Annotated in this window: 22 protein-coding genes; 8 read left to right on the top strand and 14 right to left on the bottom strand. The window is 65.3% G+C overall.

Going from position 1 to position 26,496, the window contains the following annotated elements:
* Positions 1–739 precede the first annotated feature (739 nt).
* From H7H31_RS21270 to H7H31_RS21230, 9 genes are all read right to left on the bottom strand, one after another.
* Positions 740–1,072, bottom strand: a complete 333-nt coding sequence (locus H7H31_RS21270) for a histone-like nucleoid-structuring protein Lsr2 (protein ID WP_187118019.1) — start codon at positions 1,070–1,072, stop codon at positions 740–742.
* A gap of 1,627 nt (positions 1,073–2,699) precedes the next feature.
* Positions 2,700–2,840 carry a hypothetical protein gene (locus H7H31_RS21265; RefSeq protein WP_187118018.1) on the bottom strand — a complete coding sequence of 47 codons (141 nt, stop codon included), beginning with the start codon at positions 2,838–2,840 and terminating at the stop codon, positions 2,700–2,702.
* Positions 2,841–2,974: 134 nt separating this feature from the next.
* Positions 2,975–3,271: a hypothetical protein gene (locus H7H31_RS21260; protein WP_187118017.1), complete on the bottom strand. Its 297-nt coding sequence runs from the start codon at positions 3,269–3,271 to the stop codon at positions 2,975–2,977.
* Between the two features lie 220 nt (positions 3,272–3,491).
* A complete protein-coding gene (locus H7H31_RS21255; RefSeq protein WP_187118016.1) occupies positions 3,492–3,665 on the bottom strand; it encodes a hypothetical protein in 174 nt (57 codons plus the stop codon).
* 894 nt (positions 3,666–4,559) lie between these two features.
* Positions 4,560–4,913 carry a hypothetical protein gene (locus tag H7H31_RS21250; protein ID WP_187118015.1) on the bottom strand — a complete coding sequence of 118 codons (354 nt, stop codon included), beginning with the start codon at positions 4,911–4,913 and terminating at the stop codon, positions 4,560–4,562.
* Between the two features lie 184 nt (positions 4,914–5,097).
* Positions 5,098–5,706 carry a hypothetical protein gene (locus tag H7H31_RS21245; protein WP_187118014.1) on the bottom strand — a complete coding sequence of 203 codons (609 nt, stop codon included), beginning with the start codon at positions 5,704–5,706 and terminating at the stop codon, positions 5,098–5,100.
* Positions 5,707–6,680: 974 nt separating this feature from the next.
* On the bottom strand, positions 6,681–6,944 hold the full coding sequence (locus H7H31_RS21240; RefSeq protein WP_187118013.1) for a hypothetical protein: 264 nt from the start codon (positions 6,942–6,944) through the stop codon (positions 6,681–6,683).
* Positions 6,945–7,063: 119 nt separating this feature from the next.
* Complete coding sequence (locus tag H7H31_RS21235) at positions 7,064–7,276, bottom strand: hypothetical protein (RefSeq protein ID WP_187118012.1); 213 nt, start codon at positions 7,274–7,276, stop codon at positions 7,064–7,066.
* Positions 7,277–7,922: 646 nt separating this feature from the next.
* Complete coding sequence (locus H7H31_RS21230) at positions 7,923–8,183, bottom strand: hypothetical protein (RefSeq protein ID WP_187118011.1); 261 nt, start codon at positions 8,181–8,183, stop codon at positions 7,923–7,925.
* 3,410 nt (positions 8,184–11,593) lie between these two features.
* On the opposite strand from H7H31_RS21230, the gene H7H31_RS21225 reads away from it, so the two are divergent.
* Entirely contained in the window at positions 11,594–11,950 is a 357-nt protein-coding gene (locus tag H7H31_RS21225) for a hypothetical protein (protein WP_187118010.1), read from the top strand.
* An 842-nt stretch (positions 11,951–12,792) separates the two neighbouring features.
* Here H7H31_RS21225 and H7H31_RS21220 read toward each other — a convergent pair.
* The 4 genes from H7H31_RS21220 to H7H31_RS21205 all read right to left on the bottom strand — a co-directional run bounded on the left by H7H31_RS21220 (position 12,793) and on the right by H7H31_RS21205 (position 17,198).
* Positions 12,793–13,659 (bottom strand): endonuclease/exonuclease/phosphatase family protein, encoded by an 867-nt coding sequence (locus tag H7H31_RS21220; protein WP_187118009.1) that lies wholly within the window; start codon positions 13,657–13,659, stop codon positions 12,793–12,795.
* Positions 13,660–13,716: 57 nt separating this feature from the next.
* Positions 13,717–14,481: a hypothetical protein gene (locus tag H7H31_RS21215; protein ID WP_187118008.1), complete on the bottom strand. Its 765-nt coding sequence runs from the start codon at positions 14,479–14,481 to the stop codon at positions 13,717–13,719.
* A gap of 1,652 nt (positions 14,482–16,133) precedes the next feature.
* Positions 16,134–16,730, bottom strand: a complete 597-nt coding sequence (locus H7H31_RS21210; RefSeq protein WP_187118007.1) for a hypothetical protein — start codon at positions 16,728–16,730, stop codon at positions 16,134–16,136.
* 246 nt (positions 16,731–16,976) lie between these two features.
* A complete protein-coding gene (locus H7H31_RS21205; protein WP_187118006.1) occupies positions 16,977–17,198 on the bottom strand; it encodes a DUF7848 domain-containing protein in 222 nt (73 codons plus the stop codon).
* Between the two features lie 261 nt (positions 17,199–17,459).
* Here H7H31_RS21205 and H7H31_RS21200 point away from each other — a divergent pair, with 261 nt between their 5' ends.
* Positions 17,460–18,809 (top strand): tetratricopeptide repeat protein, encoded by a 1,350-nt coding sequence (locus H7H31_RS21200; protein ID WP_187118005.1) that lies wholly within the window; start codon positions 17,460–17,462, stop codon positions 18,807–18,809.
* A 14-nt stretch (positions 18,810–18,823) separates the two neighbouring features.
* Entirely contained in the window at positions 18,824–19,543 is a 720-nt protein-coding gene (locus tag H7H31_RS21195) for a creatininase family protein (protein WP_187118004.1), read from the top strand.
* Between the two features lie 412 nt (positions 19,544–19,955).
* Here H7H31_RS21195 and H7H31_RS21190 read toward each other — a convergent pair whose 3' ends face one another.
* Positions 19,956–21,725 (bottom strand): family 20 glycosylhydrolase, encoded by a 1,770-nt coding sequence (locus H7H31_RS21190; RefSeq protein WP_232109996.1) that lies wholly within the window; start codon positions 21,723–21,725, stop codon positions 19,956–19,958.
* Between the two features lie 421 nt (positions 21,726–22,146).
* On the opposite strand from H7H31_RS21190, the gene H7H31_RS21185 reads away from it, so the two are divergent.
* From H7H31_RS21185 to H7H31_RS21165, 5 genes are all read left to right on the top strand, one after another.
* Positions 22,147–22,791, top strand: coding sequence for a 2-oxo-4-hydroxy-4-carboxy-5-ureidoimidazoline decarboxylase (locus H7H31_RS21185; protein WP_332112644.1), 645 nt, complete (start codon positions 22,147–22,149; stop codon positions 22,789–22,791).
* Between the two features lie 202 nt (positions 22,792–22,993).
* Positions 22,994–23,374, top strand: a complete 381-nt coding sequence (sdhC, locus tag H7H31_RS21180; RefSeq protein WP_176162091.1) for a succinate dehydrogenase, cytochrome b556 subunit — start codon at positions 22,994–22,996, stop codon at positions 23,372–23,374.
* Positions 23,375–23,376: 2 nt separating this feature from the next.
* Complete coding sequence (locus H7H31_RS21175; protein ID WP_187060128.1) at positions 23,377–23,847, top strand: succinate dehydrogenase hydrophobic membrane anchor subunit; 471 nt, start codon at positions 23,377–23,379, stop codon at positions 23,845–23,847.
* A gap of 22 nt (positions 23,848–23,869) precedes the next feature.
* On the top strand, positions 23,870–25,624 hold the full coding sequence (sdhA, locus tag H7H31_RS21170; RefSeq protein ID WP_187060127.1) for a succinate dehydrogenase flavoprotein subunit: 1,755 nt from the start codon (positions 23,870–23,872) through the stop codon (positions 25,622–25,624).
* Positions 25,624–26,397 carry a succinate dehydrogenase iron-sulfur subunit gene (locus H7H31_RS21165; protein ID WP_187060126.1) on the top strand — a complete coding sequence of 258 codons (774 nt, stop codon included), beginning with the start codon at positions 25,624–25,626 and terminating at the stop codon, positions 26,395–26,397. The genes sdhA and H7H31_RS21165 overlap by 1 nt, the downstream gene beginning before the upstream one ends.
* Positions 26,398–26,496 lie beyond the last annotated feature (99 nt).

Here is a 26,496-nt window from a genome sequence, read left to right as displayed (position 1 = left end):
GCTTCTCGGCGGCCGGGGAAATCTCGGGCTCGTCGGCCTGGGGCTCAATGGTCCCCCGGCCCGGGAAGAGCGTGACAAGGACGGCCCTGCCTGCCGGAGCGCCAAGAGACCCGACGTAGACCCGCCACGCCTTCTCTCGCACGCCGCTGCGGCGTGCGGTCACCTCCTGGGGCTGGGCCAGGAGGACGCCAGTACGCGTCACCGCCCGTCCTCCCGCGTCGAAACCCCGAGCGGTCACGGAGTCGCCCGGCCCCAACTTTCCTAACTGGTCCGCCAGTTCGTCAGCCATTCGCTGTCGCCTCTTCTTTCTAGTGCAGTTCTGTTTGTGGTCCGCCACGTCTTCCAGGAGGGCCAGGCCGGGCGCATCCACAGTGCCCGTGCACGCGTCACATGTGCAGTCGTGCTGGCACCGCCGGCACGTGTGGGAGTCACACCACGGGTCAGGGCCGTGCCACGCGTGGGAGGGGTCCGGGTCCGGGCAGCTCCAGGCCGCGCACGATCTGTCCAGGTCCCGTGGCTCTACCAGGTGCTCTCTGAATCCGGGGGGCGCGTGTGCTAGGTGCTCTCCGGCGCACACGGCGCCCCTGGCGCGCTCCGGCGCCAGGTAGGCCGCCCGGCATTTCGTGCACTGCCAGCGCCCCTCCGGGCGCCGTCGGAGTGTGTGAGTGTCGGTCATAGGGTCCCCACAACAGCGAAGGGGCCCCACTCGGGGGCCCCTTCGATTCGATGTGCGAGCTGCCTAGCCGTTGGCCTTCTCGTACGCCTCACGCACGGTGGCGGGCACTCGGCCGCGGTCGTTGACCTCGAAGCCGTTCTCCTTCGCCCACTCGCGAATCTTGGCCGTGTCCGCGCCACCGGACGCGGCCGGCTTCGCCTTGCGTCCGCTCGTCGCACGGCCCCCAATACGGCGCCCGCTCTCTACGTACGGCTTAAGTGCCTTACGCAGCTTGTCAGCGTTCTTGCCGGTCAAGTCGATCTCGTACGTCCGGCCATCCAGGCCAAACGTGATTGTCTCGTCAGCTTCCCCGCCGTCAATGTCGTCAACGAGCAGGATTTCGACCCTCTGTGCCACGGTGGTGCCTTTCAATCTGGGATTGCTTGATAGTGAAGCACACGCGCGAGTGCGCGTGTGCCGGTTTTAGAAGGGGACAGGCACGGAGCCTGCCCCCTGTCGGGTAGAGCGCTACTCCTCCGGGAAAAGCGCGAGGTTCGGACTGGGCGCCGCCGTCTTGGCCGTCTTAGCCGGCCTGGGTCGCCGCTTGGGCGCCGACTCCTCCGGCTGCGCGGGGGCGCTCTGCGTGCGCTTCCGCGCAGCCGGAGCCTTCTTCGCGGGTCGAGCTGTCCGCGCAGGCCGGGCTTTCTTCGCCTGCTTCACAGGCTCGGGCTCCTCCAGGGCTCTTTCGACTATCTGATACGCCCTGGGTGCGGGTCCTCGCGCCCCCGCTTCCCGGGGGATTGCGAAAGGTTCGATACGGCCAATCTCTATTAGGAGATCTAGCGCCGGGTCAATCTCCGCGCGCGGCACCATGCCCCCAAGAGCCGCAAAAAGCTGGGTCCGCGTGGCCTGACCTCCGAGCCGACCAAGGGCAGAGACAATGCGATCATCGATGGGAATCACAATACCCCTGCGATTCTTGCGCGTCGCCTGACTCTCTAGCCATTCGACGGTTGACATCGAGTATTCCACGAATGCCCTTGCCGCTTGCAACATGGGCCGCGTGATCTCTGTCTTTCGCGCCACGATCGCATAGACAGCAGCGATGCGCCTTACGTGAGCATCGGCACGCGTGAAAAAGGCGCTCAGATCTCTTGAGCGTGTTCGATTCTGGCGCATCCACCGCTGCCTTAGCGCGTCGTACTCGACACGGGCCCCCTCATCAAAACCAATGAGGCGGGGCTCCTTGAGAAGCCACTCAAAGGCCGCATCGAGCGCCGCACACGGTTTCACACTGGCAAGCCAGTCCGGGGCCCCCTTCTTGGGGGTCGGCAGCAGGCGTTCAGAGTGAACCCAGACAGGCAGGACGCGGCTATATGAGCCCTGTTGAGCGGCCAAGGGCTTAATTGCCGCGCCCCAGATACCCGGTTGAATATGAGCGTGGAACCCGACTCGTGGCCGGCTGATGGACTGAGGGCCCCCTTTCGTCGTATTGCTGATCCGGGCCCCATCCCAAGCGTCATGTAAGAAAGGTTGCAGCTTCCGGCACGAAGACATAGTGATGTTCGTGTACTCACTCTCAAAAACGAGCATCCCCGGCCCGCGGCTGTCCTTTGTTGTGTCGGCTTCCTCCTTCACCTCCAAGAGTTTATCCAGGAATGCGGGCCCATTAGCGACCCCTGACACCGTACGATCCCCAATGAAAGCGCGAACCTTCGGAGGAAGGAGAGCCAACGCAGTACGCACGGCGGTCCCCTTCCTGCCCTCCGCAGGAAGACCCACGGCCAAAGTCCACACGCCCAAGGGTTCGTCAAAAAGCAGACGCACATGCCCTGTAAAGGCCGTAGATACTTGAGCGAGCAGCGCGGCCAGCGTTCCTATTGGGTCAGCTTCGGAGTGCGCCATCGAGGCTCGCACAGCTTTACCGATAGGCCCGTAGGCCATGGAGTCGAATTCCGCTCCATCCCGTTCCATGCACCCTTCTCCTTTCATGAGACTCCATGAAAGGGGCCGGGCCCGCAGGCCCGGCCCCGATCAAAGCGGCTCAGGAACCATCTGCCACTCTCTGCGCGTGGCTCATCCCCTCACTAATCATCTCGTACCAGTCGGCTAATAGCTGCTCAGCAAAAGCCTTGGCCGTATCGATATCCGGGAAAGATTGCCCAGGATCGTAGTGCGCGCCCACGAGCGCGACCCTGTGAATAGTTACCTCACCCGGGCACTCCCGCAGCACAATAAGCGTCGAAGGGTAGAGCCTAGGCGCATTGAGTCGCCCTAGCAGTAGAGCGGCTTGGCGGGTCCAGAAAAGCAGTGGCTTAGTCATTCAGGAATCACCGCGTCGAGTTCTTCTAGATCTCGCTCTGTCTGAGCAACTACCTGCGCTTGCTTCTCGGCCGCTATTTTCCAGCCCACGTGAGTCACGACCCCAGCATCGAGCGCGGCCCGGTACCCCGCATCTTCCAGGCCGCGCAGATAGGCGGACATCATCTCCAGCTCTCCGATGCGTGCAACCTCTGCCGCGTCCCCGAGCAACCGCCGGATTGCCGGCGCGTGCTTCTCCAGTACCTTGGACCGCCTTTCCAAGCCGTCCAAAATGCTTTGATCTACGTAAGGCATGACTGCCCCTCCTCTATCTCTTCTCGGTATGCGTGCGCTACCAGGCGCACCAGCTCTAGCGCGGCACGGCCAGGGTCGGCGTACCGGTTCGCTGTCTCTCCGGCGCTCCCGTAGACGAGGGCAAGCGCCGCCAGGCGCTCACGCGCGGAACCGAGCTGCGCGGCGGCGCGCGCGGCCCGCTCCAGCTCGGCCGCGTCAATTCCGAGCGCACCCATGGCGCTCACTCGCCCTGGTCCTGGTCCTGGTCCTGCGCGGCCACCAGGCCCCCGCGGTAGGGCACATGGCGGGTCGGAGCGTCGGGGTACTGGACCTCATAGAGCCACGCACCCCGGTAGAGGTCAGCCCCTACGCTCACGACCACGCCGGCCCGTCCCGGCTCCCGTTCATCGGCCACGCGGTCACCTACGGCCCAGCGCGGGCCGTCAGTGAGCAGCCATCCCCGGGCGACGTGTGTGCGGTAGGCGTGTAGGACGAGCGCGGGCAGGCGCCCGCGCGTGCCTCTGTGCCTCCCTGTACGCAGGGCCCACTCCCGGGCCAGCCGGACAATGGCCGGCCCGTGCGGGGTACGCGTCTGGGCCCGCAAGTCGCGCTCTGCGGCTATCAGCGTCGCATCGCGCTCCCGGCGAGCCCTCGCGCGCTCTATCTCGGCCCGCCGTGACTGACTCTTCAAGTGCTCAGCCAGCAGACGCAGTTCCGCCGGGGACACAGGCAAGGGAGTGTCAGGAGATACCAGCCCCCTGGCTACCGCCAGGGCCCGCGCCGCGCGCGGGTCAAGCTGGCCCGTCACCGCCGCCACCGCTCCATGCGCGCGGACGCCTCGCGCACGCTCAACGGCACGTACGGCACATAGGGCACCCCGCGCCGGGGAGCGGACGGCGGTATCTGGTCCAGCTCGCTCACGCGGACACGAGGCAAGTCCGGGCCCCGACGAAGGGGGGCAGCGGCCGGCCCCCGCCGGAGGGGCCGCACACGCACGCGGTTCACCACGTCCCGGCACCAATCCGGGCGGGGCTCGCCCTTGGCTTCCGCCATGCGGATGTTGTCAGCGGCATAGGGCTGCCACTCTCGAACTCCTGGCGCATGCGTCCAACCGGCGAGGCTGTGTTGGTCCGCGTGCACCAGGGCACGACGCGCGCTAATCCCGCCGCGCCGTACGCGCGGCCACCGCGCTTTGAGACGCTGCCACTGGCGCACCTGCTCTTGTCTCCGCATCTCTCCCTCTCTCGAATGACGAAGGGGCCGCACGGTGTGCGCGGCCCCGAAAACATCAACTGTCTTAATCAGTCAGTCACTTGTGGTGGGTGCTGCCCTTCCATTCGATCGCCTCTTTGGCGGCTTCCTCAAAGACCATGCCCGGCTCTGTAGCGGCCTCGATTCCTGCTGTCATTCGTTGCCAATGCCAGCGAAGAGCGCTCACTACCACCAGGTCGAGGAGAAACGACGAAGGGGCGATACCTAGAGGCGTCGCATGCTGCGTCTCCTCCCGCACCACTTCCCCGTTCTGGCCCTGCACGGACACGACCACCGTGGCCGCTTCCGGGGGCCGGTCCCCAGTCACCGTGGCCTCTTCCTGGGTCCACTCCACGATCACGTGAAGCTGTGGCAGCTCGGCCATGAGCCCTACGGCCATATGCGTCGTCACCGCGCTCCCTCCATCTGTCGAAGCAAGCGCCGGCCGCGCGCGTGCCGGGGTCGAGGCCGGGGCGGACGGTTGGCCCTGTACTCCCGGAGTCCGGCCACCCCAACCCGAGTCCAGTGCGCTACCTCCCACAGCAGCACCACCACCAGGGGCGCCAGGGCCCCGACAATCAGCGCATCGGCGGGCCCTACCACGGGGCCACCCAGCCCACCACACCAACCAAGGGGTCACAGTGCCCGCACCGCTCGTTGGCTCTCTCCACCACGTCTATGCGCACGCCTCCGGCAACCACGGAGCCGAAAGCGGTGATCATTCCTACGGCCTCCGTCAAGCGCTGCCCGGTGCCCTCCCCCCATTCTTTGGGCTCCTCCTCTAGAAAGGCTTCGGTCACCTTCCTGGCAGCCGTCTCCCGCGCCAGCGGCTCAGTGTCGTACCGGGTGCACGTCGTGTACGGCGTCAACTCGCGCGTCACAGAAATGTGGTAATGCACACCCACCACTGACAGGACAGCCGCCGCGACGGCCCGCCCCACTTCCCTCAAGCTCTCCGCGTCCGTCGGCGCTTCGCTAGTCAACGGCACCTCCACAAATCGTGCGCTGTCGTCCTTGTCCGCCACCATCAGACGGGATTCGTCGTCTCGCTCCGCGTCAACCCACACGCGAAAAGTGCGGTCATCGGCCTTCCGCCAGATGAGTCCGTACGCCCCCAGGAATCCGGAATCCCCATCCCAGCCGTACCCCAGCACATCTACAGCCGCGCGACTGTATTCCGAGATGGTGTAGGGGTACTCGATCACTCTTCCAGACATCTCTGCCCTTTCGTCTGTCTCCGGTAGGTCCGGAGGAAAGGGCACGGACCAAACAGGCCCGTGCCCCAACCTCCCGCGCTACAGGGTTAGAAAGGCGTCGGACGAAGTACGGTGACAACGCGATGCCGACCAGCGCCCGCCTGCACACCCCTGTTGCAGCCAAAACGCATCCAGGTTGACCCGTCCGGCATGGGGATTTCTTCTATCGTCTTCACCTCATGCGCATTACCGTGACCGTTGGTGAAGACATACAGATCTCCGGCTCGTACGTCGAGCGCCGGAACCGGGGCCGCGTAACGGGCCCCGTATTCGTCGCCCCACACAGGCGGTGCAGCCATATAGCCCGTGCGCTTGACAGGGATATCAGGGTCAGGGAAAGCGCGGCCCTTTACGTGGATTGCCGGAGTACGGCCGTGCCCTCTGATGTACTCACCCACTGGCGTGCGCTCCCAGTGGGTGAAGTGTTGGAGAGCGTGACCCGCGCACATCACGAGGGAAATACGCTCTCCCTTGTGCTCTCTGTGAGCCACTACAACGCCCCGCGTCGAGCAGTGCCCTTCGGCCTTGCTCCGGTAGACCTCACACATGTACTCGCCCCGAGACTCGGCCTGACGCCACGCCTCGCGAATGCAAGCGCTCATGCGCTCCTCAAGTACCGTGGCGATACCTACCCGCTCATACCGGCCGCTGTAAGCGCGGTACCGGAGAGCGAGGCGAATTGCCTCCGCCATGCGGTCCGACATGGGCGTAACGCTGCCCTCGTGCATTTGTCGTGCTGCGTCGCGCACAGCATCCCAACCGAAACCAGCGGCCACACCGGGGATGGCGGGCGCATAATTCCGGAGATCCACCCCCCTTTGTTCCCGCAGCACACACCGGCCATACAGGTTGACAGCGTTCCCGATGGTTTCCGCTTCCTCATTGCTCGTACAAGTGAAAGTGACGCTCATTCGCTTCTCTCCCTAGTCCGTGCTCGGCTCGTAGTGCTCCACTTCATCTATCAGCCGAGTGTTCGGGTCCCGCTCCCATTCGTCCCTGACGTACTCTTCAAAAGCCTGTTGAATGGCGCGCTTATGCGTCGGCTCATCGAAGGTTGCTGCCCAGGCGCTCGCATCGTGCAGCTCTCCGACGATGGCGCTAACGGCTGCCTCGTCTTCCACGGGCAGAGATCTGGTAATGATCAGGTGCCCAGAGTCGTTCATGTACCCTATGAGCAGTATTGACACGTGTCCCCCTTTCGAGGCTCTAGAGCCAGTCTCTAGAGACCCAATACCAAGGGGCGAAAGTGATCCCGACCGCTCACGCGGTTGACCTTCTTTCGCCCCCGATATTCAGCCGCTAGCGACTACTCGCCCTTGTGCCCGTGCTTGTCCAGCCACTCCGCCCGGTCTATATAGGCGTCAAGTGCGACGCGCAGTTCCTCACGCGACTTTCGGTGTGGCTTCTCATCTTCGAGCGCCCACATAAAAATGTCCTCGCGTAGAGCGTGCGCCATATCTTCAAGGTCCCCGTAAGCCGCGTTCGTCTCACGGATGCTCAGCCGCTTATCCGTGCTCATTGTCACGCCCCGTCCAGTTCGTGATTTCCGTCGCCGACACATGCCGCGCATTCGCAGGTGGCTAGGTGCAGTTCGCGCGGATAAAAAAGCTGTCGCGGCTTCCATGGGGACGAACCAGTTACCCAGGTGTATTCGACGTAGACCATGCTTGCGAGTAGCGCCGAATCAACTACACGCGCTTCGTAGGTCACGTGGGATCGAGCGCGTTTGAGCGAATGCCGCGTGTCCGGCACGTGGTAATACGGTCGCGCCCGGACTAGCTCCCCGATTAGAGACTCAGACGATTGCCCCGCGTGTGTCTGGGGGGCCGTGATCTCCCGCGTCTCCTTGTTACCCCACGTGTCGCGATGCACGTAGGTAGGCGCCTGACGCACGTACTCATACAGCCCGTGCTTTCGCCCCTGGCACTCCGAAAGCGCCTGCATACGCGGCAAGCACATGTCCAGACACAGCGGCTTTCTCTGTGGCTGGTTGCCAATGCCCCGCGTCAAGTAGTCCACGTGCACCACGCGCCATAAGATGCCGCACCAGGCGCACCGCTCCCGCACCCACGCATTCATACGTTGCCCTTTCTCTCCCGCTCCGAATGAGCGGACATGGCAAGCGCACGTGGCCCCAGCTTCGCCACGTGCGCCACCAAACCCGATCAAGGCTTAGGAGGTATTTCCGCAGTAGTGAAGGGCGCTTCCATGCCCCTCACTCGCGCCACGGACTCATCGAATCCGAAAGCGGTGATCTCGGCGGTTCGAACCGTTCCATCCGTCCGCCAGAAGATCAGGCGCACACTGGTTTGACCATCCATCGTCGCTACGGCGGTAGCGCGTAGGTGCCCCGACTTCGGCGTGATGAACAGATGCCGCTTAGCCACCTTGCGCAAAATGACCTTGCCCGTCCACTGGTCAATCATTCCTGCCCCCTTTCTCTCCCGCTCCGAATGAGCGGACATGGCAAGCGCACGTGACCCATTTCCCATCACGTGCGCTACCAAATCCAATCAATCAGCTACACAGGCTCAGGCCCCTCTTACCCTTTCTCTCGCTACCGCTCCGACGCAGTAGACAGAAAGGCGCACGTGACCCCGATCCCTGTCACGTGCGCCAATCGACCTACTACGGAAGCTCACTCAATCTCTGTGTATCGGGTATTCTCCCCGCCATCTCGCCCGTGCTTCTCGCAACGAGCCGCACAGGCATGATGCCTATCCCCGAAACGTTCAGTGCAAATCCAATGCGTTGGCTTCTCGTTGCAGTACGGCACACAAATGATTCCGTGCGCCGCCGCATAGCTGCTGTAATGGACTCCGACGCGATTCCCTGTCTTGATCTCAGACACCGGCGTTCGTCTCCTCTCCGTACTTGGGGCTGTGACGGTTGTACGGCCCGCATTTTTCGCAATGGTCCTCCGCGCTAACGGCACAACCACACGGAGCGAGCCATATTCCGAAGGAGTGACCCACGTCTACCAGTGGCACACGCCCAACGCTTTCCGTTTCTCCCTCGGTGAGGACGTACTGACCTACGCCATAACGTGTGGCCTTTTCAAGCGTCCACCACCCCTCGCGCGTCGGATGAGGGACAGGCGCGGACTCCACCACCGAAACCGGCTCCAAGTGGAATCCCGTGATGATGTCCCCCCGCTTGAGGTTTTCCGGAGTAACGGGTACCGCGAGATACCTCGCGGCCATACGGCCAGCCTCTTGCCATGCATTCAAAACCGCTCACCCCTTCTCTCGCTACCGCCCGCCGCAGTAGACAGAAAAGCGCACGTGACCTTGATCCCTGTCACGTGCGCCAATCGACCGACTACGACTAACCGGCATGCACAGAGCAGGGGAACCACACGATCTGATCTATGAAGTGATGGACCCCGCCCCCCTCGTAGGCACCTAGCGGGCTGTAGCAGCCCTCACACTGGCTAATCCTGCGGGGCACAACCTGAACGTCGTCACCCGGGAAAAGGACCCGCAAGCGGGAAGCCAGTCGAGCTGCGTCACGCATTGCCAGCGTCACAGGCAGCGCCTTGCCGTTCCTGATAACCCTGTACGTGGCCGTACTCATTCACGCCTCACTCTCTAAGCAATAGCAACTCTCGGGAGGAATCTGCCCACACTGAGAGTGCGCGCAGAATCCCGCATCCGTGATGAACGGCTTACGGCCCCGGATGCGGCGGGGCGGCGCCACCACATGGCGCCACGAGCCGCCATCCCGCAGGATTACTACGGCCGCCGTACCGTGGAAACGGTTATAGGTCGCCAATGCTGCGGATTCGGCGCGGCCTAGTTCACCCCGCCACTCGCCTATAAGGATCTCGCGTTCACCCAGATAGGCGCACACTCCATACCAAAACACCCTGCCCCCTTTCCCTTCATACGTCGCCGTACAGGCGAGAGGGCACCCAATCTCCAGCACGGATTGGGTACCCGACTCCCGCACGGAGGCTAGGGAAGCGGAATCACGCGGACATTGAGTCCGTGAATGAGTCCGTATCCAGATATGTAAATCGAGCGCATCTGGCCAGCTCGCACGGGCAGCCCCATCCACGTGCGGTACGCGGAACGAATACCGTTAACCGCCCCACCCCACGAACTGAATTCGTTCTCCGTCACCCCGTGCGCGCTACTGACACGCACCAAGAAACGGTGGTTCACAAACTCTCTGTGAAACGTCATCCCCTGTCCTCTCTCAGGTTTCCAACTCCGAAATCACACGCACCCTTATGCCCTCGCGCTTCGCACGCTCGAAGCACTCACGACAGACATGCAACGACTCAGACTCATAGCCGTTGAAGAAATCTTCCCTGTACTCAACCACTGCGGGCACACGTGCACCCTCATGTGGCAAGTAGTTACGGCAAAGCCTGTTATCCATGGACCAAAAGAGCGGCCATTACCGTCGCGTGAACGGTATCGGACTGAGCAAGGAACGCCACAGCTTCGAAGCAGTGCACCAAGCAAACGTTATCCACGGCAAGAATGGCTCTCTCACACTTAGAGCTAGTGAAAGAAGCCACCACAGTGAACACAGCGGGAATGCTGCACCGCTCCATGTCACAAGGGAGCGTCCGCAGTAGAGCCGCCGGCTTCACCAGGCTCACGCTCATGCCCTACATCCTCTCTCAGTGGCCGCGTACGGCCCTTTGAAGCGCAGTCCTGCACTTCCCCCCCGACTCACGCCCCGCAGGGGCTTAGAGACGCACTGAAAGGGCCTGGCGAGTATCAGTCACCATGACCCCGAGCACGCTGGACACCCCGTGTTGGGGCATGAGTCGTAGGTAAAGCAGGCATTGCAGTCCCGACTATTTGGCAACCCTGTCGGGCGGGTTCTCTACGATCGTCAGTTCATTTCTGACCACTCCTAGCGCTCTCCCTTGACGTACTCCCGTGGTCGCTTCACAGCGAGGCGGGGCGTTCAGGGCTCATCCCGTGTCTATTCGCTTCAACGGGCGCGCAGAGCTATTAAGTTCTCAAAGTACGGCTGTTCCGTTCGTCGCCCGGTCCCGCTTCTCCGTCGCTCATCTGTTGTCGGGTTTCCCCTCGTACGAGCTTTCGGCGTCCGTTGCGTCTCCCGCTTGCACTCCCTCTTGGGGAATGGCTCCACCCTCTGAGCCTGAAAGCCCTTCTACGCGTGAAACCCATTTCCCGACCCCACTTCTGTGGGTGGTACTGCGGGCCGCTCTTGGCTTGCTCGGTGGTGCCCTCTAATTACGCACCATTGCCCACCACAAAGCAAGTGGCGAAACGACATGCAGGGCCATCGCCAGGCGCCCCAGTAAAGACATAAGGAGAGGTGGGCGACTTGCACTGTGGTGGTTTATCCACTTTGCCCCGAGTCCACCACAAAGCAAGTCTTTACTTGCTCTTGACTTTTACATGCGACGAACCAGGTCAACTCGGACGGAGGAAAGGCGCGGACGGCGCCCGCAATCAGCGGGCAGCTCGACAGGCGTTGTCTACGTCACACGCGCGGAAACTCTTCATACCCTTGCCATGAAGAGAAGAGATGTAGTAGCGCACCCGAAACAACTATTCATCATGTCTTGACACACCGGGGGTAATGGCTACTACTCATCATCACAATAACCGCCGGAGGGCCTCCCTTTGCTTCTGTACGAGTTTTGTTGATTCACAAGGGGGCAATCGAAGAGTAGTTTCTGAGCTCCCGGGACATGCTTTCAACGCCTTTAGCGGAACGATTCGCCTCGCGGCTCCAGGCCGCGGCCGTCCCTTTTCGATCGTCAGTCCAGTTTCCGGGACCCGGGCACCTCTGGTGCGGCCCTGGTATAGGTTCTGACGCAGGAATCGCGACTGAAAGGGGAGACGTGTCCACGGACTACAGGAAAATGAATGCCGTCGAGCTCGCTGAGGCTCTGACGGCCATCCACGAGCTGACACCAGATGGCGTGGCCAACCTGCTCCGGCTCTCTCGGGCTAGCGTTGCGTGGACGCTGCGATACCCGCAGCTCAACGCCACGTATCGCGGTTTCGCCCGCGCTGTGGACCAGGAAGCTTTGCCCGCCATCCAGGTCGCCGCGGCCGAGCTGGCGGGCGAGCTACGCAAGTTGGGTGCCATCCACCTCGCAAGGTGCCCTGAGAACGCGATCTTTGGTAGGTGCGGGCGCGTGCTGCGGCTGACTGGGCCTTGCTCCGCTGCCGACGAACACGTGTCGGCCTCCTAGCACCTCTGTCGAGCGCTGAAAACTCCTCATACCCTCACGATGAAGAGAAGAAGAGTTTCTGTGGCCTCGGACACATTGTGTCCCAGCGCATGCCAGAGGACACGTACATAATTAATGGCGGGGGAAATAATATCCCCCGCCAGAAAGACTCTCTTCTCAGTCTTCCCCGGCCCCGCCAGGCCGGGGAAAGTCGAGTCTCGCTCACTCACAGGCCCGCGACCCCCCAAAGGGTCGAGGGCCTGTCTGTTGCCCCTCAGAGTCGGCCCAGAGGGCCGCAGGGTCTGTCGCCCACCAAAGGTGGGCGTAGAGACAGGGGCAAGCTGCCAGAGGCCCCCTGCTTGCCGCGGGGGGCCTCCGGTTCCCTAGGCCGCCGGTCGGGCGGCCTCTCGTACGCAGTCCAAGCAGACCCATTGGGCTCGCGCCACCAGGCGCGTGCGCTCCTGGCCGTGCTTCCCGCACCACTTCGATGCAGGAGCGCGCTCCGGTAGGTCGCGCTTGATGTACGGACCGATCCCTGTCCAGGGCTTCTTAGCCATCGTCGCCCTCGCCCTCTTCTTCTGGCTCTGGCTCAGCGGGTGTGACGATCTCGTTCTCATACACGTCATACCCGTTCACCTCGTCCCTACCGGCCATGGTCTCACCTCCTCCCCTCTCTACGGGGGCAGTTGACGCGTTCGTGTGCCCCGATTCTCGTTGTCCTGCGAGCCGCTTTGTGCCTGTGCTCGCCAACCCGCTGCCGCGGTGCCCTCCCGAGTGGTTCCGCGGCAGCGGGAGTTCTGGGGTGGTGCAGTGCGACCCTGACCCGAAACGGTCGCCATGGGGTAAGGCTCTGCTCGCCGGCCTTACGCGAAGATGTAGCGAAGTTCAGCGAGGCCGAAGCGCGCGACCAAGAGAGCGTGATCGCTCAGGCGCGCCACGTCGGCGCCGTCAACCACCTCGACGCTTTGCAGTGCGGATGCCACGTCAGAAGTGGCTAGCAGCCAATCGGTACGCTGGCGCGGCCCTTGGTCGTCTCGCCACAGGTTGCTTGTGGGTTTGAGGGCATCGGGTTGGTCCAGGCTCGTGCCGGCGTAGTGAGCCAAGTCCGTGAAGATGGCCTTGCCGCCGGTGAGGATTTCACTCGGACGCATATCAGAAATGCGTTCGCCATCTGGTCCGGGAATGGTTCGGTGCATGTAGTGGACTGGATCGGCGGCAAATCCCCAGTCGATAGGCTCTGCCACCTCGTCCCGGTATCGATGAGGGTACGAATTGGCATCCATACCCACCAGGGCAGATTGGCAGTGGTCGGCCACGGTTGTGATTCGCAGAGCTTCCGTTTGCCGGATGCTCGGGTCGAAGTGCGTCAGGTGTGCGGATAGCAGGCTGAGGGGGCGTGTACCGCCGACAAAGGTTCCCTTGACTTGAAGGATCGGCCTCCAAGGCAAGTCGTGCTCCACCTCTGCGTGCACTTCGAAGATGGACGGGTTCACCAGGACCCCGACAGGGTTTTGGCTACGCCCCTTCTTCGGCTCGGTGCTGAAAGGCGTCATGCCGAGCAGGGTGCCGGCGCCATGCAGGCCGATCTTCCCGGCATGCGTCACTTCGGAGAACCCTTGGCGGAATAGAATGTCCGGCTTGAGTTTCTGGAGGATGCTGATCACATCTCCGCCGTTCAAGCCGCCGTTGTTCTTGACGTTCCATGAGACGACTACTAACTCATCTGCCACGGTGGCCGCTTTCTCGGAGCTTTCTTCCGAAAGTTAGGGGTGGGAGGTGATTGCGGTCTACTCGCGCTCTGCGCGGTTCCTCTTCCGGGCCTGCTGAACCGCTTCGAGTTGCAAGGTGAGCGACCGCGCGTCACGTACGTCCAGGCTGCCCAGTGAGATCAGAAACTCGGGCCGGTCGTCCTCGGCGTCTTCTGGCGCCGGCTCCAGGCTCATCGGTCCCAGATGCACGCCGCAGGATTCGAAGGTCTTGAATAGCGTGTAACCGGCTTCCTCGGCGGCCCGGCGCTCTGGCGTCGTGAAGTATTCGTGGGCCTCGGCTGCAAGGTCGTAGTGCCACCCTGCGACAGGTGCTGTGCCATCGCGCAGAATGGCGGGCTCCTTGTAGTTCCTCGCCAGGATCGCTCGTTCCACTCGCATAGCGATTCGTTCGGTGCAACTGGCGTAGATATCGCGTCGCGGGATAAGCGCGATATCGCTGTACGCCTTCCTCCCCTCCTCCGTCAGCTTGAGCGCGCTCTCATGGTCAGGGTCGAGATATGTGCCATGGAAGACGTGCACCAGGCCGCGGCCATCGGCCTGGTGGTCCGTGACGAGGAGACGCCTCGCGCGGCTCTCGATGCCCGAAATCGCGGCCAGATGCGCCACGGCAGACCCCTCGGGGCTCTTCCCAGGGAGCATTGGACTACTGGGGAGGCACCACTTTTTGTCGCCGTTAGCCTCTCGCACCATGAGTACGGAGTCGAGCGGACCCCCAAAAATGAGGATGCTGGCTCCCTGGTACAGCCCCTCGCCGAAAAGCTCGTTCTTGTCAGTGACGTTCATGGTTTCCAATCGATTTCACTCATCGACTATTCGGGTTCGATTTGCCAGGGTCCCGCTAGAGCCTCCGTGGCGAAATCCGCGGCACAAGCCAGGAAGTACGGTGCGAGCCCCACGGGCTCCGTGGTGGGCGCCGCGCACAGCAGGCGAGCTCTACGCAGCGCCCGGCGCCCCTCGGGGTCCAGCGCGGCCATCACGTCCGGCTGCATCTCCACGACCGCCAAGGCCGGGCCTACGCGTGCCAAGGCTCGCTCAGCCCTCTCGGGAGGGCTGTCCGGCGCTGGAGCCAAGCGCAGATGCCGGCTGACCTCGCGCAGCTCCGCCAGGAGCCGTCTTCGTAGGCCCGCCCGAAGCTGTGCCAGCACTCTGCTTAGGAGCTCTGACCTCTCAGATGAAGTTCCGGCGGCCCTCGTCTCTTCGCCCATCACAGCACCAGACTGGACAGCGAGTACACCAGGGCGAAAATCATCCCCAAAAAGAAAACCCAGAAAATAACCACCCGACCATCAGATGGCATTGGCTCTACTCCTCTCCCCAAGCACTGATGTACTCGGCGTGACTGTTTTCGATGTGCTGCGCGAGAGCAACATATGCCGCTCCCACACCAAGCCCGTAGTCCTTGCTGTTATTGCCGTCCAGCGTCTTCCACAGCAATCGGCAGGTCTCGCACGAGTCGGGGTCAGGCGGCCCGGACTGAGACCGCAGCAGGCCGTTTCGGAGATTACTGGCCATCAGGCTCCCCAATCCGTTTCATCAGGCGGCCAAACTTGCCCTCGGCGCCTGGCGCTGGGGGCACTCGAAAGGACGCGCACGCCCGAAGGGAGATCATTCGCGATACCCGGACCCGCACAGGTCGGGTGCATCGCCTTTCTCTGCCCGTACGGGTCAAGCGGGTTGGGGCCCCAGACCGCCTCATCGGGATAGACGGGAGCCCCGCAGTGACAGCGAGTTGAAGCAGGGCCCAGGTCAAGCGTGGCCGTCGCCAAATCCAATGACACATCCGCCGCAGGGCACACATACGTGTCCGAGAGGTAAGACCAGCGGGGCGACCGCACCCAGTGCGGCCCCGGGCCTTCCCTCCGGTCCGTATGCGGAATAGCCGCGTATCCCTCGGTGATCACCTGTACGTAGCGCCTGAGCCGCGTGAAACTGTACGGCCGCAACGCTGCGGCCCCGGCGGGTATCAACCAGGCGCAGTAATTGGCTTCGATGGCCATGATGAGGAAACTTTCGGTGATTCCCGCATCCATCATGTGGTCATCAACTGCCAAGGGCGCCCGCACCACGTCCCACTCTTCCCCGATAGGGAGCAGGCTTATCCCATCGCCGGAAGGTGGAGACCAGTCGAGGCCAACCACAAGAACTCCTAGTGCTATCCGAGGTTTCCGGTGGCCGCGGCCCACGGTATGGCGATCACGAGGGCGAGGGACAGGACCACGAAAATGGCGTTCCCCATGAGATTTCCAATCGTCTACCTGAAAAGCGTGATGTCGCCCCCAGAGCAGTAGGGGCAGGGCACTTTCTTTGTCTCGGGGCCGCAGTGCTCACAGCCCTCGAAGCCCCAGCACACGGGACACCAAACTTCGAGATGGCTCGTGCAGAAGCCGCAAAAACTGCGGCCCTGAGCGTTCCCGTCTTCGCTCTTGCCTTTTTCCTTACGGGGCGTCATCGGGACTTCTAGACGCTCTGAGGCTGAGGGCAATATGATCTGCCGCAGAATTTAGCGCCTCTCCCATGTCCATCAGAATCAAGCGTCCCGGCGTCTCGCCACTCGTACACGCGTCTTCCGCGAGGCGATAGGCGTCATAGAGTCGGCGCTGCAAACCGTCCGGAAAATCACGCCGCCAGTATTTCCCTAGATCCTCTACAAGCCTCTGAGTGTCCTCTAGGGCCTGCTCTACGGACTTGCCGAAGAAGAGCAAGTTCCCCACGCACCGGAGCGCGTGAGCAAGTTCCTCGGGAGAGCGCCACTCGTCGTAGAGGTCCGCCACCCTATTCAGGGCACCGCTGGTCAGTCGCAGGTACAGGCCCACCGCATCAGCGCTCGCGTCAGACAGTGCCGTCACGGCTTTGCCGCAGAAATCCCGGAGGTGGCGTTGCGTTCCCCTGGGGACGCTCGACCAGAAAGTAGTTTCCGCCAGAGCTCCTACGATCTCGGCAAGCTCGTGAAAGACCGCCCTATGGGTCTCACGGCCACCGCCGGCACATAGCTGACTGATGCGGCGGAGATCGCGGGAAATCTTCTCAGACAAGGGAATCCACCTGACTGACAGAGAAGGCGTGGCGGGTGGGGCCCGCCCCTCACAGGGAAGGAGGCACATGCGGGCGGGGGAGCCACGTGCTGCGCATCCTGTGAGGGGCGGGAGATCACGGAGGGGGAGCCGGCACCAATCCACTGGCCCGTTTTCCGGTCCCCCTCCGTCCCGGCCTGGAGGTGGCCGAATGGATAGGCGACTCAGGCCGGGAGTTATCGGGGGTGGAGCTCTGCGCCCAGGCGCTCAGTCGGGCGGGTGGGCGACCACGATTTGGGTTCGCGTGGTCTCGATGCGGAAGCGGGTGTGTTCCGGGTACCGACCCGCGTGCCAGGCCGCCCAGTCGTCGGCCGCGGCCTGGTCCTCGAAGCCACCAGCCGTTGCGCACCCCGGGACCGTGCACGCGGCCTCGACCCTCGGGGCCGGCGCTCGCTCCTCGGGGATGACGACGCCGGCGCGGACGCTCACGAGGAGCCGCCAGGGAAGGCCAACTTCGCCTGTGTCCCGCGCCTTCGGGCAGAACGGTCGGGCCGCGTCCTACTCCTGTTCATGGCTACCTGCCTCATCCGGGGTGGTTCAGGCCCTACGGCGGTTCGGCCGCCGTGGGCGCCCTCGTGCCACCAGAGTTGCAGCGGGCGAACAGCGGTAACTAGCCCAACGCGGTTACCCACGGTGGGTAACATTGCCGGTAACCGAGCAGCCCGGCTAGCCAGCCCCGGAGCGCCACGTATGCCCAAGTACGAGCAGCCGCAAGAGCTTCCCGCCCGTCTGTTAGCTGATGACGAGATGATCAGCGCCTGCGCCAAGCGTGACTTCTCTAAGATCTTCGCGTTGGCCAAAGCTCGGGGCGGGTTCTACCCCTCGCTGATAGCGCGCCGCTGCGAGATGACCCCCAGCCGAGTGGGCGAAGTCTTGGCCGGACGACGGGCCATTAAGGACATCGACGTTATCGAGCGCGTGGCTGATGGCCTGCGCATCCCTGGCCACATGCTCGGACTCAGCATGCGGGACTGGGAAGCCGCTGACGGCAGTGCGCCAGTTCCCGTGCCTCCGGGCGCCGCGGCCACTTGGTCGTCGTTGCCCACATCCGCGACTGCTGCATGGGCTGCCTACCCGGACGAGGATGAGGACGATGAGTTCGTTGTCAGGCTCATCGAAAGCCAGCTTCCCCAGCTCTACGAAAGCGCCAACTTCTTTGGTGCCCATCAGGCCATCCCCGCAGCCGCACACTACGCGCAGAACCTCGTAGCTCTACTGGAGCGCGCTGCGGGGGCACCCCGGCAAGCTCTCTTACGGACAGGTAGCCGAGTCGCCGAGTTCCTTGGATGGCTTTACCAAGATCTAGGCGACTTCGAGTCAGCGGCTTACTGGTCGGATCGTTCCATGGAGTGGGCACAAGAGGCGACGGACGATCACATGCAGGCATACGTACTGTTCCGGAAGAGTCACCAGGCCGCGGCGCGAGCGACCGCGCAGCGGGCCGCAGGACTTGCCAGGCAGGCGGTAGGGCTCGCCAGGGCGGCTCAGCGCATCTCCGGGCTGACGCCTACGATCAAGGCCCTTGCCATCCAACAGGAAGCGACAGCGTACGCACTCCAGGGAAACCCGACGGCCGCCCTTGCTTGCTTTGACGCGGCACACGAGCTTACTTCGGATGCGGCTGACACCAGCGCAGATTCCACGCTCGACACGTCGTACTGCACACCTGCATATATCGAAATTCAGCGCGCGAGTTGCTGGATCGCCCTCGGTGAGCCGCTGCGCGCCGCACGGCTCTTTGAGGACGAGTTGGGAGCGCTACCCCAGGTCTACCGCAATGACCGGGGGGTGTACCTAGCCCGGCTCGCCCGCGCGTACGTGGCGGCTGGCGAGATCGATCAGGGGGCGCGCTCCGCCTCGAAGGCGCTTGCGATCGTGGGGCAAACGGGATCGGCCCGCACATTCACCGAACTGGGCACCGTTGTGCGCGCGGTTGCGGCACGGTCAGGCTCATCGGAGGTGGCGAGTTTCATGGAGGGGTACGAGGCTGTTCGCGGCCGTTTTGTTCAGCGACCGAGGCGGCTGGGACTCCAGCGGTGAGAGATGCTGAGTGCATGGATGACCTGATCACGCAAGCCACGTCCAGCGATGAGCAGCGCAGAGGCCCCTCTATCGCTGTCCTCCCTGTCGGAAGCTTCGAGCAACACGGCGCGCATCTGCCCCTCACCACCGACACCGCCATTGCTTGCCTGATAGCCCGTCGCATAGCGGACGACCACAACCTGTTCCTCTTGCCGCCCATCACTATTGCCTGCTCTCACGAACATGCCTCGATGCCGGGCACTGTGAGTATCAGCGCGGCGACGCTGTACGCGATGATCAATGACATCTGGCGGTCTCTCGAAGCCGCTGGAGTCCCGGGGCTCATCATCGTCAACGGGCACGGCGGCAATTACGTCCTGTCCAACGTCGTCCAGGAGCTCAACAGCGCCGGCCCACGAGTCGCCCTCTTTCCTGCTCCAGAAGACCGCGATCAGTCCAGGGCATATGCAAGGTTGGAAAGCAGCAGCGCCGAAGATATGCACGGCGGGGAGTTCGAGGTCTCGCTACTACTACACGGCGCACCCCACCTTGTCCGCGATGGCATTCAGGGCGACGACCACTCAGCCCCGAGCCGGCCCCACCTACTCACTGTTGGCATGGCGGGGTACACCACCAACGGCATCATCGGGCGGCCATCGCTTGCTACGGCGGCCAAGGGTAAAGCGTTGCTCGATAGCCTCTCCCACGCTGCCCGTGCCCACCTGAGCCTGATCGTAGGGAACCCGTCTTAGCCCCCGTTCCTGGGCAGATGTGCCCAGAGACGCAACAGCCCGCCCCCCTTGCTGGGTGGGGGCGAGCTGTCTCCGAGCAGGGTACTGCTCCCGGTCAGTGCGACCCGTTTCGGCCCGTTGGCCACGTGACCAACGCATGACCAACGGCGCCCAGGAACGGGCAGAAACACCTGGTAACAGAGCACGACTCCAGACAACGGCAAGCCCTCTGACCAGGCCCAAAGTGCCTGGTCAGAGGGCTTTTGTCTACCAGTTAGGTCGGGGGTGGCGGCCCCGACCGTCTTGAGCTTTCCCACGGCCCTGGCCTGCGACTCCACGCGGACCAGGGCCTTCGTGCGACCGGCGCGTGACCCGCGGCGTGACCCGCGCACGCGCGGCTCACGAGAGTCCGGTCAGGCCGGCGGGCCGCCGGCTACCGGCCCGCCACCTGTTCGCCCAGCGCCGCGAACCGCGCCCAGGGCTCGCGGGGCTCGCGCGGGTCCCACACGCGCTGCGCCAGCGCGCGCAGGGGCGCGCGGATGCCGCGCGCGATCTGTTCCGGCGTCTGTGCGTCGGCGATGTCGCACCAGATGCCGAACCGGCCCCCCACCACCCGGTCCCGGCCACCGAGCGCGGCCGGCACCGACTCGCTGCCCCGCAGCACGCGCGGCGACCACTCCTCGTAGATCCGCCGGCCGGTGGGGTACGTGAAGTCGTTGGGCTCCCCGAGTACGTAGTAGAGGTACTCGTCGTTCACGTTGATCACCGGACGGCCCTCGCGCAGGTACTCCTCCGGCTGTCGGGCCCCGATCTCCTTGCCGGTCCAGTACTCCACCTCGCGGTCCTTGTCCGCCTGGACCACGCCGCCCCGGAACAGGCCGTCGTTCCACGACTTGACCCGGGCTCCGGCCGCGCGGGCCGCCTTGGCGCGGTCGTTGAGCCAGCCGGTGGCCAGGTCCCGCACCCGCGCCCCGGACCCGTACCTGCGCTCGGCGTGCCGGGCCAGTTGCGGGAAGGTGTTCTCCGGGTCGCGCACGGTCAGGGCCAGGTACTCGTCCCCGCCCAGGTGCCAGTACGGGCCGCCGCCGGCGTCGGTCGCGAACAGCGGGGCGAACTCGCGCAGCAGGTCGTCCAGGATGCGGGCCGCGCCGGGCGCGGAGATGTCGATCGTGCCGCGGGGGGCACTGCCGTCCGCGCCGCGCAGTTGCAGCGAGGGGTGGGCGCGGATCACCGTGCCCAGGTGGCCGGGCGAGTCGATCTCCGGGATCACCGCGACGTGGAGTCGCTCGGCCAGCCGTACGATCCGCCGCACCTGAGCCTTGGTCAGGTGCTGGGCGGAGACGATCTCCGGGTGCGATGTGCTCTCGATCCGGAAGCCCTGGTCGTCCGAGAAGTGCAGGCCGACCTGGTTGAGCTTGAGTTCGGCGGCCTCGCGCACCCGGTCCTCGATCCAGCGCGCCGTGAAGTGCTTGCGCGCCGTGTCGATCATGAGCCCGCGCTGCGGCCGGTCCGGACCGTCCCGCACGACGCCGGCCGGCAGCCGCCCGTCGCCCGAGCGCAGCGCCTGGCGGACCGTGCGGGTGCCGTAGAAGACGCCCGCGTCGGCGGAGCCGGTGATCAGCGCCTGCCCGTCACGCACCGTCAGCACGTAGGACTCGCGCGCGATCTGGTCCTCGCCCGGCCGCTCCGGCGCCCGCGCGCCGCGCGGTGCCGAGCGCTGGTCGGGCCGCCGCGCCGGGCCCCTGCCGTCCCCGCCCTTCGGCGTGGCCCGGATGGCCGACGCGGGGCGCAGCGCGAGGGCGATGTCGCCACGGCGGGGCGGCCCCGTGGCGACGGTGAGCCCGAGTTCGCGGGCGAGCCGGTCGGCCTCGTCGGCGAGCGGGCTCTTCCGGTCCACGACCACCCGCGAGTCGTCGCCCGGCCGCCAACCGGGGCCGCCCTCGGGCTCGTACGAGCGGACGGCGGGGACGGTGCGCGGCGCGGGCGGCGGGTCGGCCGAGCCGAGGGAGCGGGCCGGGCGGGCGTCGAGCGGCGGCGGCTGCGAGGGGCCGGCGGAGGCGGAGCCGGGGCCGTCGCGCGCGGGCTCGGAGTCGTCGTCGCCGCCGGGCCACCCCACCACGGCCAGCACGATCGCCAGGGCCGCCACGACCGCGAGGGCCGCGACGATGATCGTGGTCTTGGAGACAGAGCGAGGCATCCTCATGGGGGCAAACTTCCCATTGAGGGGCGAAAGAGCGGAGATAGCGGAGGCGAATCGTCCACCACCCGCAGAAAAACTCTCTCCTTCGGGTGAAGTTCACGTCGCACCGGGTCCATTTCGGAGAGGTGTCGCTACCGTGACCTCCGCCTCCCCCTTGAGCTCTCACCTGCCTCCCGCGCACCCTCCCGCTCCCTCCTCCCGCTGGCCCACCTCGCTCGATCCCCCTCCCGCCCGCCAGGCACCGCCCTCGGCGACCCTGGCCAACGCACTCCCTCTTCCCGCCCACTTTCCCTGGCCGTTCCCTTCACGTATCCATCTCGTCACGCTCCGCAGCGTCCGGCCTCCGCGGTCCGGCCCCGCGGTCGCCCGCACCCGCCCCGTTCGCCGCCTTCTTCTCCGGGCCGCTCATCCCGAGGAGGCCACCGTGTCCAGCGACACCCCGGACGTGCTGACCGGCGCCACCACCGCGTCGACCCAGCCCTCAGCCATCGCCCCGCCGGCCCCGGCCCCCGCGCCCGCCCCCGCCGCCGGGGCCCCCGCCGCGCCGACCCCGGCACCCGCCGCGCCACCGCCACCGCCCGGCTGCGCGCTCGACCGGCTCAACGCCGCCCAGGACGGGGCCGTCGAGGCCGCGTTGCTGGCCTGTTGCGGCAGCCGCCGCTGGGCCCGCCGGCTCGCGACCCACCGCCCCTACCCCGACCTGCCCGCACTGCTGGCCGCCGCCGACGAGGCGAGCTACGACCTCACGCCCCGCGACCTCACCGAGGCGCTCGCCGACGAGTCCGTGGCCCAGCACGCGCCCTCAGGCTCCCGTGGCCCCGGCACGCTCGCCGCGCACACCGCGCTGCGGGCGGCGCACGCCGCGTACGAGAGCAAGTTCGGCCACGTCTTCGTGGTGTGCCTGGACGGCGTCCCGCACGAGGAGGTGCTCGGCCACGTGCTGGCCGCCATCCGCGCCCGGCTCGACAACGACGCGGAGACCGAGCGCGAGGTGGCCGCCGAGGAACTGCGCCGCATCGCGCGGGGACGGCTCGCCCACCTCGCCGCGACCAGGCCACACGGAACCTGAGACTCCGCACGCCGCGCCGTACCCGACGCGCCGGGGGCCAGGCGGCCCTAGGCCGTACGTGGCTGTTTGATCACACCTCCGGACCCCGGCGCGGGGAACCGACAACACGTCGCTACGATGGCCAGGGCCGGTGGACCGTACCCGGCCGGGCCCGACCGACAGCAAGCCGGTGGCCCCAGTCCCCGCTCCCGGAGGGTTTTCCGTGCCGGCTGGAACGCTGTACCGCGGCCGGGAAGGCATGTGGTCCTGGGTGGCTCATCGAGTCACCGGCGTGACCATTTTCTTCTTCCTGCTCGTCCATGTGCTGGACACCGCGCTCGTCCGCGTATCGCCCGAGGCGTACGACGACACGATCGCGATCTACAAGAATCCCGTAGTGAACCTGATGGAGTACGGCCTCGCCGCCGCCGTGCTCTTCCACGCGCTCAACGGCCTGCGCCTGATCGCCGTGGACTTCTGGTCGAAGGGTCCCCGATACCAGAAGCAGATGCTCTGGGCCTCGGTGGGTATCTGGGTCGTCCTGATGGCGGGCGCCTTCTACCCGATCATGGAGCACTCCCTCCGCGACCTCTTCGGGAGCTGATGATGGCGACTGACACCACCCCCGCGACGGCCGGCACGGTCACGACGTACGGCGTCGACAACCCCGCGCCGGTCATCGAACCGCCCCGGGCCCGCACCTCCAGGACCCCGAAGGCCAGCCGGACCAACTTCGAGCTGTACGGCTGGCTGTTCATGCGGCTGTCCGGGATCCTGCTCACCGTCCTGGTCCTCGGTCACCTGCTGATCCAGCTCGTGATCGACGGCGGCGTCTCCCGGCTCGGCTTCGCCTTCGTCGCCGGCCGCTGGGCCTCGCCGTTCTGGCAGGCGTGGGACCTGGTGATGCTGTGGCTGGCGATGCTGCACGGCGCCAACGGGCTGCGCACCATCATCAACGACTACGCGGAGCGCGACCAGACCCGCTTCTGGCTGAAGACGGTGCTCTACTGCGCCACCGTGTGGACCATCCTGCTGGGCACGCTGGTGATCTTCACCTTCGACCCGAACATCCGCTAGAGCCCGGGGCTGACGCAATCCGATGAAGATCCACAAGTACGACACCGTCATCGTCGGCGCCGGTGGCGCCGGGATGCGCGCGGCCATCGAGTCGACCAAGCGCAGCCGGACCGCCGTCCTGACGAAGCTCTACCCGACCCGCTCCCACACCGGCGCGGCGCAGGGCGGCATGGCCGCGGCCCTGGCCAACGTCGAGGAGGACAACTGGGAGTGGCACACCTTCGACACGATCAAGGGCGGCGACTACCTGGTCGACCAGGACGCCGCGGAGATCCTGGCGAAGGAGGCCATCGACTCGGTCCTGGACCTGGAGAAGATGGGCCTGCCGTTCAACCGCACCCCGGACGGCACCATCGACCAGCGCCGGTTCGGCGGCCACTCGCGTAACCACGGCGAGGCCCCGGTCCGCCGGTCCTGCTACGCGGCGGACCGCACCGGCCACATGATCCTCCAGACGCTGTACCAGAACTGCGTCAAGGAGGGCGTGGAGTTCTTCAACGAGTTCTACGTCCTCGACCAGCTCATCACCGAGGTCGACGGCGTCAAGAAGTCGGCCGGCGTGGTCGCGTACGAGCTGGCCACCGGCGAGATCCACGTCTTCCAGGCGAAGGCCGTCATCTACGCCTCCGGCGGCTGCGGCAAGTTCTTCAAGGTGACCTCCAACGCGCACACCCTCACCGGCGACGGCCAGGCGGCCGTCTACCGGCGCGGGCTGCCGCTGGAGGACATGGAGTTCTTCCAGTTCCACCCGACGGGCATCTGGCGGATGGGCATCCTGCTCACCGAGGGCGCGCGCGGCGAGGGCGGCATCCTGCGGAACAAGGACGGCGAGCGCTTCATGGAGAAGTACGCGCCCGTCATGAAGGACCTCGCCTCGCGTGACGTCGTCTCCCGCTCGATCTACACCGAGATCCGCGAGGGGCGCGGCTGTGGCCCCGAGGGCGACCACGTCTACCTGGACCTGACCCACCTGCCGCCGGAGCAGCTCGACGCCAAGCTGCCGGACATCACCGAGTTCGCGCGGACCTACCTGGGCATCGAGCCGTACACGGACCCGATCCCGATCCAGCCCACCGCGCACTACGCGATGGGTGGCATCCCGACCAACGTCGAGGGCGAGGTGCTGGCCGACAACGACACCGTCGTGCCCGGCCTGTACGCCGCCGGCGAGGTCGCCTGCGTGTCCGTGCACGGCGCGAACCGGCTCGGCACCAACTCGCTGCTCGACATCAACGTCTTCGGCCGTCGGGCCGGCATCGCCGCCGCCGAGTACGCCTCCAGGGCCGACTACGTCGAGCTGCCCGAGAACCCGGCCTCGCTGGTCATCGAGCAGGTCGAGCGGCTGCGGGACTCGACGGGCAGCGAGCGCGTCACCGAGATCCGCAAGGCGCTCCAGGACACCATGGACGCCAACGTCATGGTCTTCCGCACCGAGCAGACCATCAAGACGGCGGTCGAGGAGATCGGCGCCCTGCGCGAGCGCTACCGGAACGTTTCCGTGCAGGACAAGGGCAAGCGGTTCAACACCGACCTCCTTGAGGCCATCGAGCTGGGCAACCTGCTCGACCTGGCCGAGGTGATGGCCGTCTCCGCGCTGGCCCGCAAGGAGTCGCGCGGTGGCCACTACCGCGAGGACTACCCGAACCGCGACGACGTCAATTTCATGCGGCACACCATGGCGTACCGCGAGGTGGGTGCGGACGGCACCGAGTCGATCCGGCTCGACTACAAGCCCGTCGTGCAGACCCGCTACGAGCCGATGGAGCGTAAGTACTGATGAGCAGCGCGACCCTTGAGAAGAACTCCTCGGCACCGGCGGACGCAGAGTCCACCGCCGCGCACCTGATCACGGTCACGTTCCGGATCCGCCGGTTCAACCCGGAGGTCTCGGACCAGGCGGTCTGGGAAGACTTCCAGATCGAGATGGACCCCAAGGAGCGCGTTTTGGACGCCCTCCACAAGATCAAGTGGGAGCTCGACGGAACCCTGACGTTCCGCCGCTCGTGCGCCCACGGCATCTGCGGCTCGGACGCCATGCGGATCAACGGCCGCAACCGGCTCGCCTGCAAGACGCTGATCAAGGACATCAACCCGCACAAGCCGATCTCGGTCGAGCCCATCAAGGGCCTGACGGTCCTGAAGGACCTCGTGGTCGACATGGAGCCGTTCTTCCAGGCGTACCGGGACGTGATGCCCTTCCTGATCACCACGGGCAACGAGCCGACGCGCGAGCGCCGGCAGTCCGCGGCGGACCGCGAGCGCTTCGACGACACCACCAAGTGCATCCTGTGCGCCGCGTGCACGTCCTCGTGCCCGGTGTTCTGGAACGACGGCCAGTACTTCGGCCCGGCGGCGATCGTCGGCGCGCACCGCTTCATCTTCGACTCGCGCGACGAGGGTGGCGAGCAGCGGCTCGAGATCCTCAACGACCGGGACGGCGTGTGGCGCTGCCGCACGACGTTCAACTGCACGGAGGCGTGCCCGCGCGGCATCGAGATCACCAAGGCGATCCAGGAAGTCAAGCGGGCGCTGATCACCCGCCGCTTCTGACCTCGCGGTCGGCCGTTGTGGCTGACCTCGTGGTCGGCCCCAGCGCGTGTGAGGGCCCCGTACCGGCTGTTGGCCGGTACGGGGCCCTCGTGCTGTGCG

Source organism: Streptomyces buecherae, assembly GCF_014295035.1.
Taxonomy (GTDB): Bacteria; Actinomycetota; Actinomycetes; order Streptomycetales; family Streptomycetaceae; genus Streptomyces; species Streptomyces youssoufiensis.
The sequence above is the reverse complement of the archived record's forward strand: the minus strand, read 5'-3'. Positions and strand labels throughout refer to the sequence as shown.

Coding starts and splice junctions, on each gene's coding strand:
- H7H31_RS21175 (WP_187060128.1), top strand. CDS start 23,377: ATGGCGACTGACACCACCCCCGCGACGGCCGGCACGGTCACGACGTAC.
- H7H31_RS21215 (WP_187118008.1), bottom strand. CDS start 14,481: ATGAACGTCACTGACAAGAACGAGCTTTTCGGCGAGGGGCTGTACCAG.
- H7H31_RS21235 (WP_187118012.1), bottom strand. CDS start 7,276: ATGAGCACGGATAAGCGGCTGAGCATCCGTGAGACGAACGCGGCTTAC.
- sdhA (WP_187060127.1), top strand. CDS start 23,870: ATGAAGATCCACAAGTACGACACCGTCATCGTCGGCGCCGGTGGCGCC.
- H7H31_RS21195 (WP_187118004.1), top strand. CDS start 18,824: ATGGATGACCTGATCACGCAAGCCACGTCCAGCGATGAGCAGCGCAGA.
- H7H31_RS21260 (WP_187118017.1), bottom strand. CDS start 3,271: ATGCCTTACGTAGATCAAAGCATTTTGGACGGCTTGGAAAGGCGGTCC.
- H7H31_RS21230 (WP_187118011.1), bottom strand. CDS start 8,183: ATGATTGACCAGTGGACGGGCAAGGTCATTTTGCGCAAGGTGGCTAAG.
- H7H31_RS21165 (WP_187060126.1), top strand. CDS start 25,624: ATGAGCAGCGCGACCCTTGAGAAGAACTCCTCGGCACCGGCGGACGCA.
- H7H31_RS21200 (WP_187118005.1), top strand. CDS start 17,460: ATGCCCAAGTACGAGCAGCCGCAAGAGCTTCCCGCCCGTCTGTTAGCT.
- H7H31_RS21190 (WP_232109996.1), bottom strand. CDS start 21,725: ATGAGGATGCCTCGCTCTGTCTCCAAGACCACGATCATCGTCGCGGCC.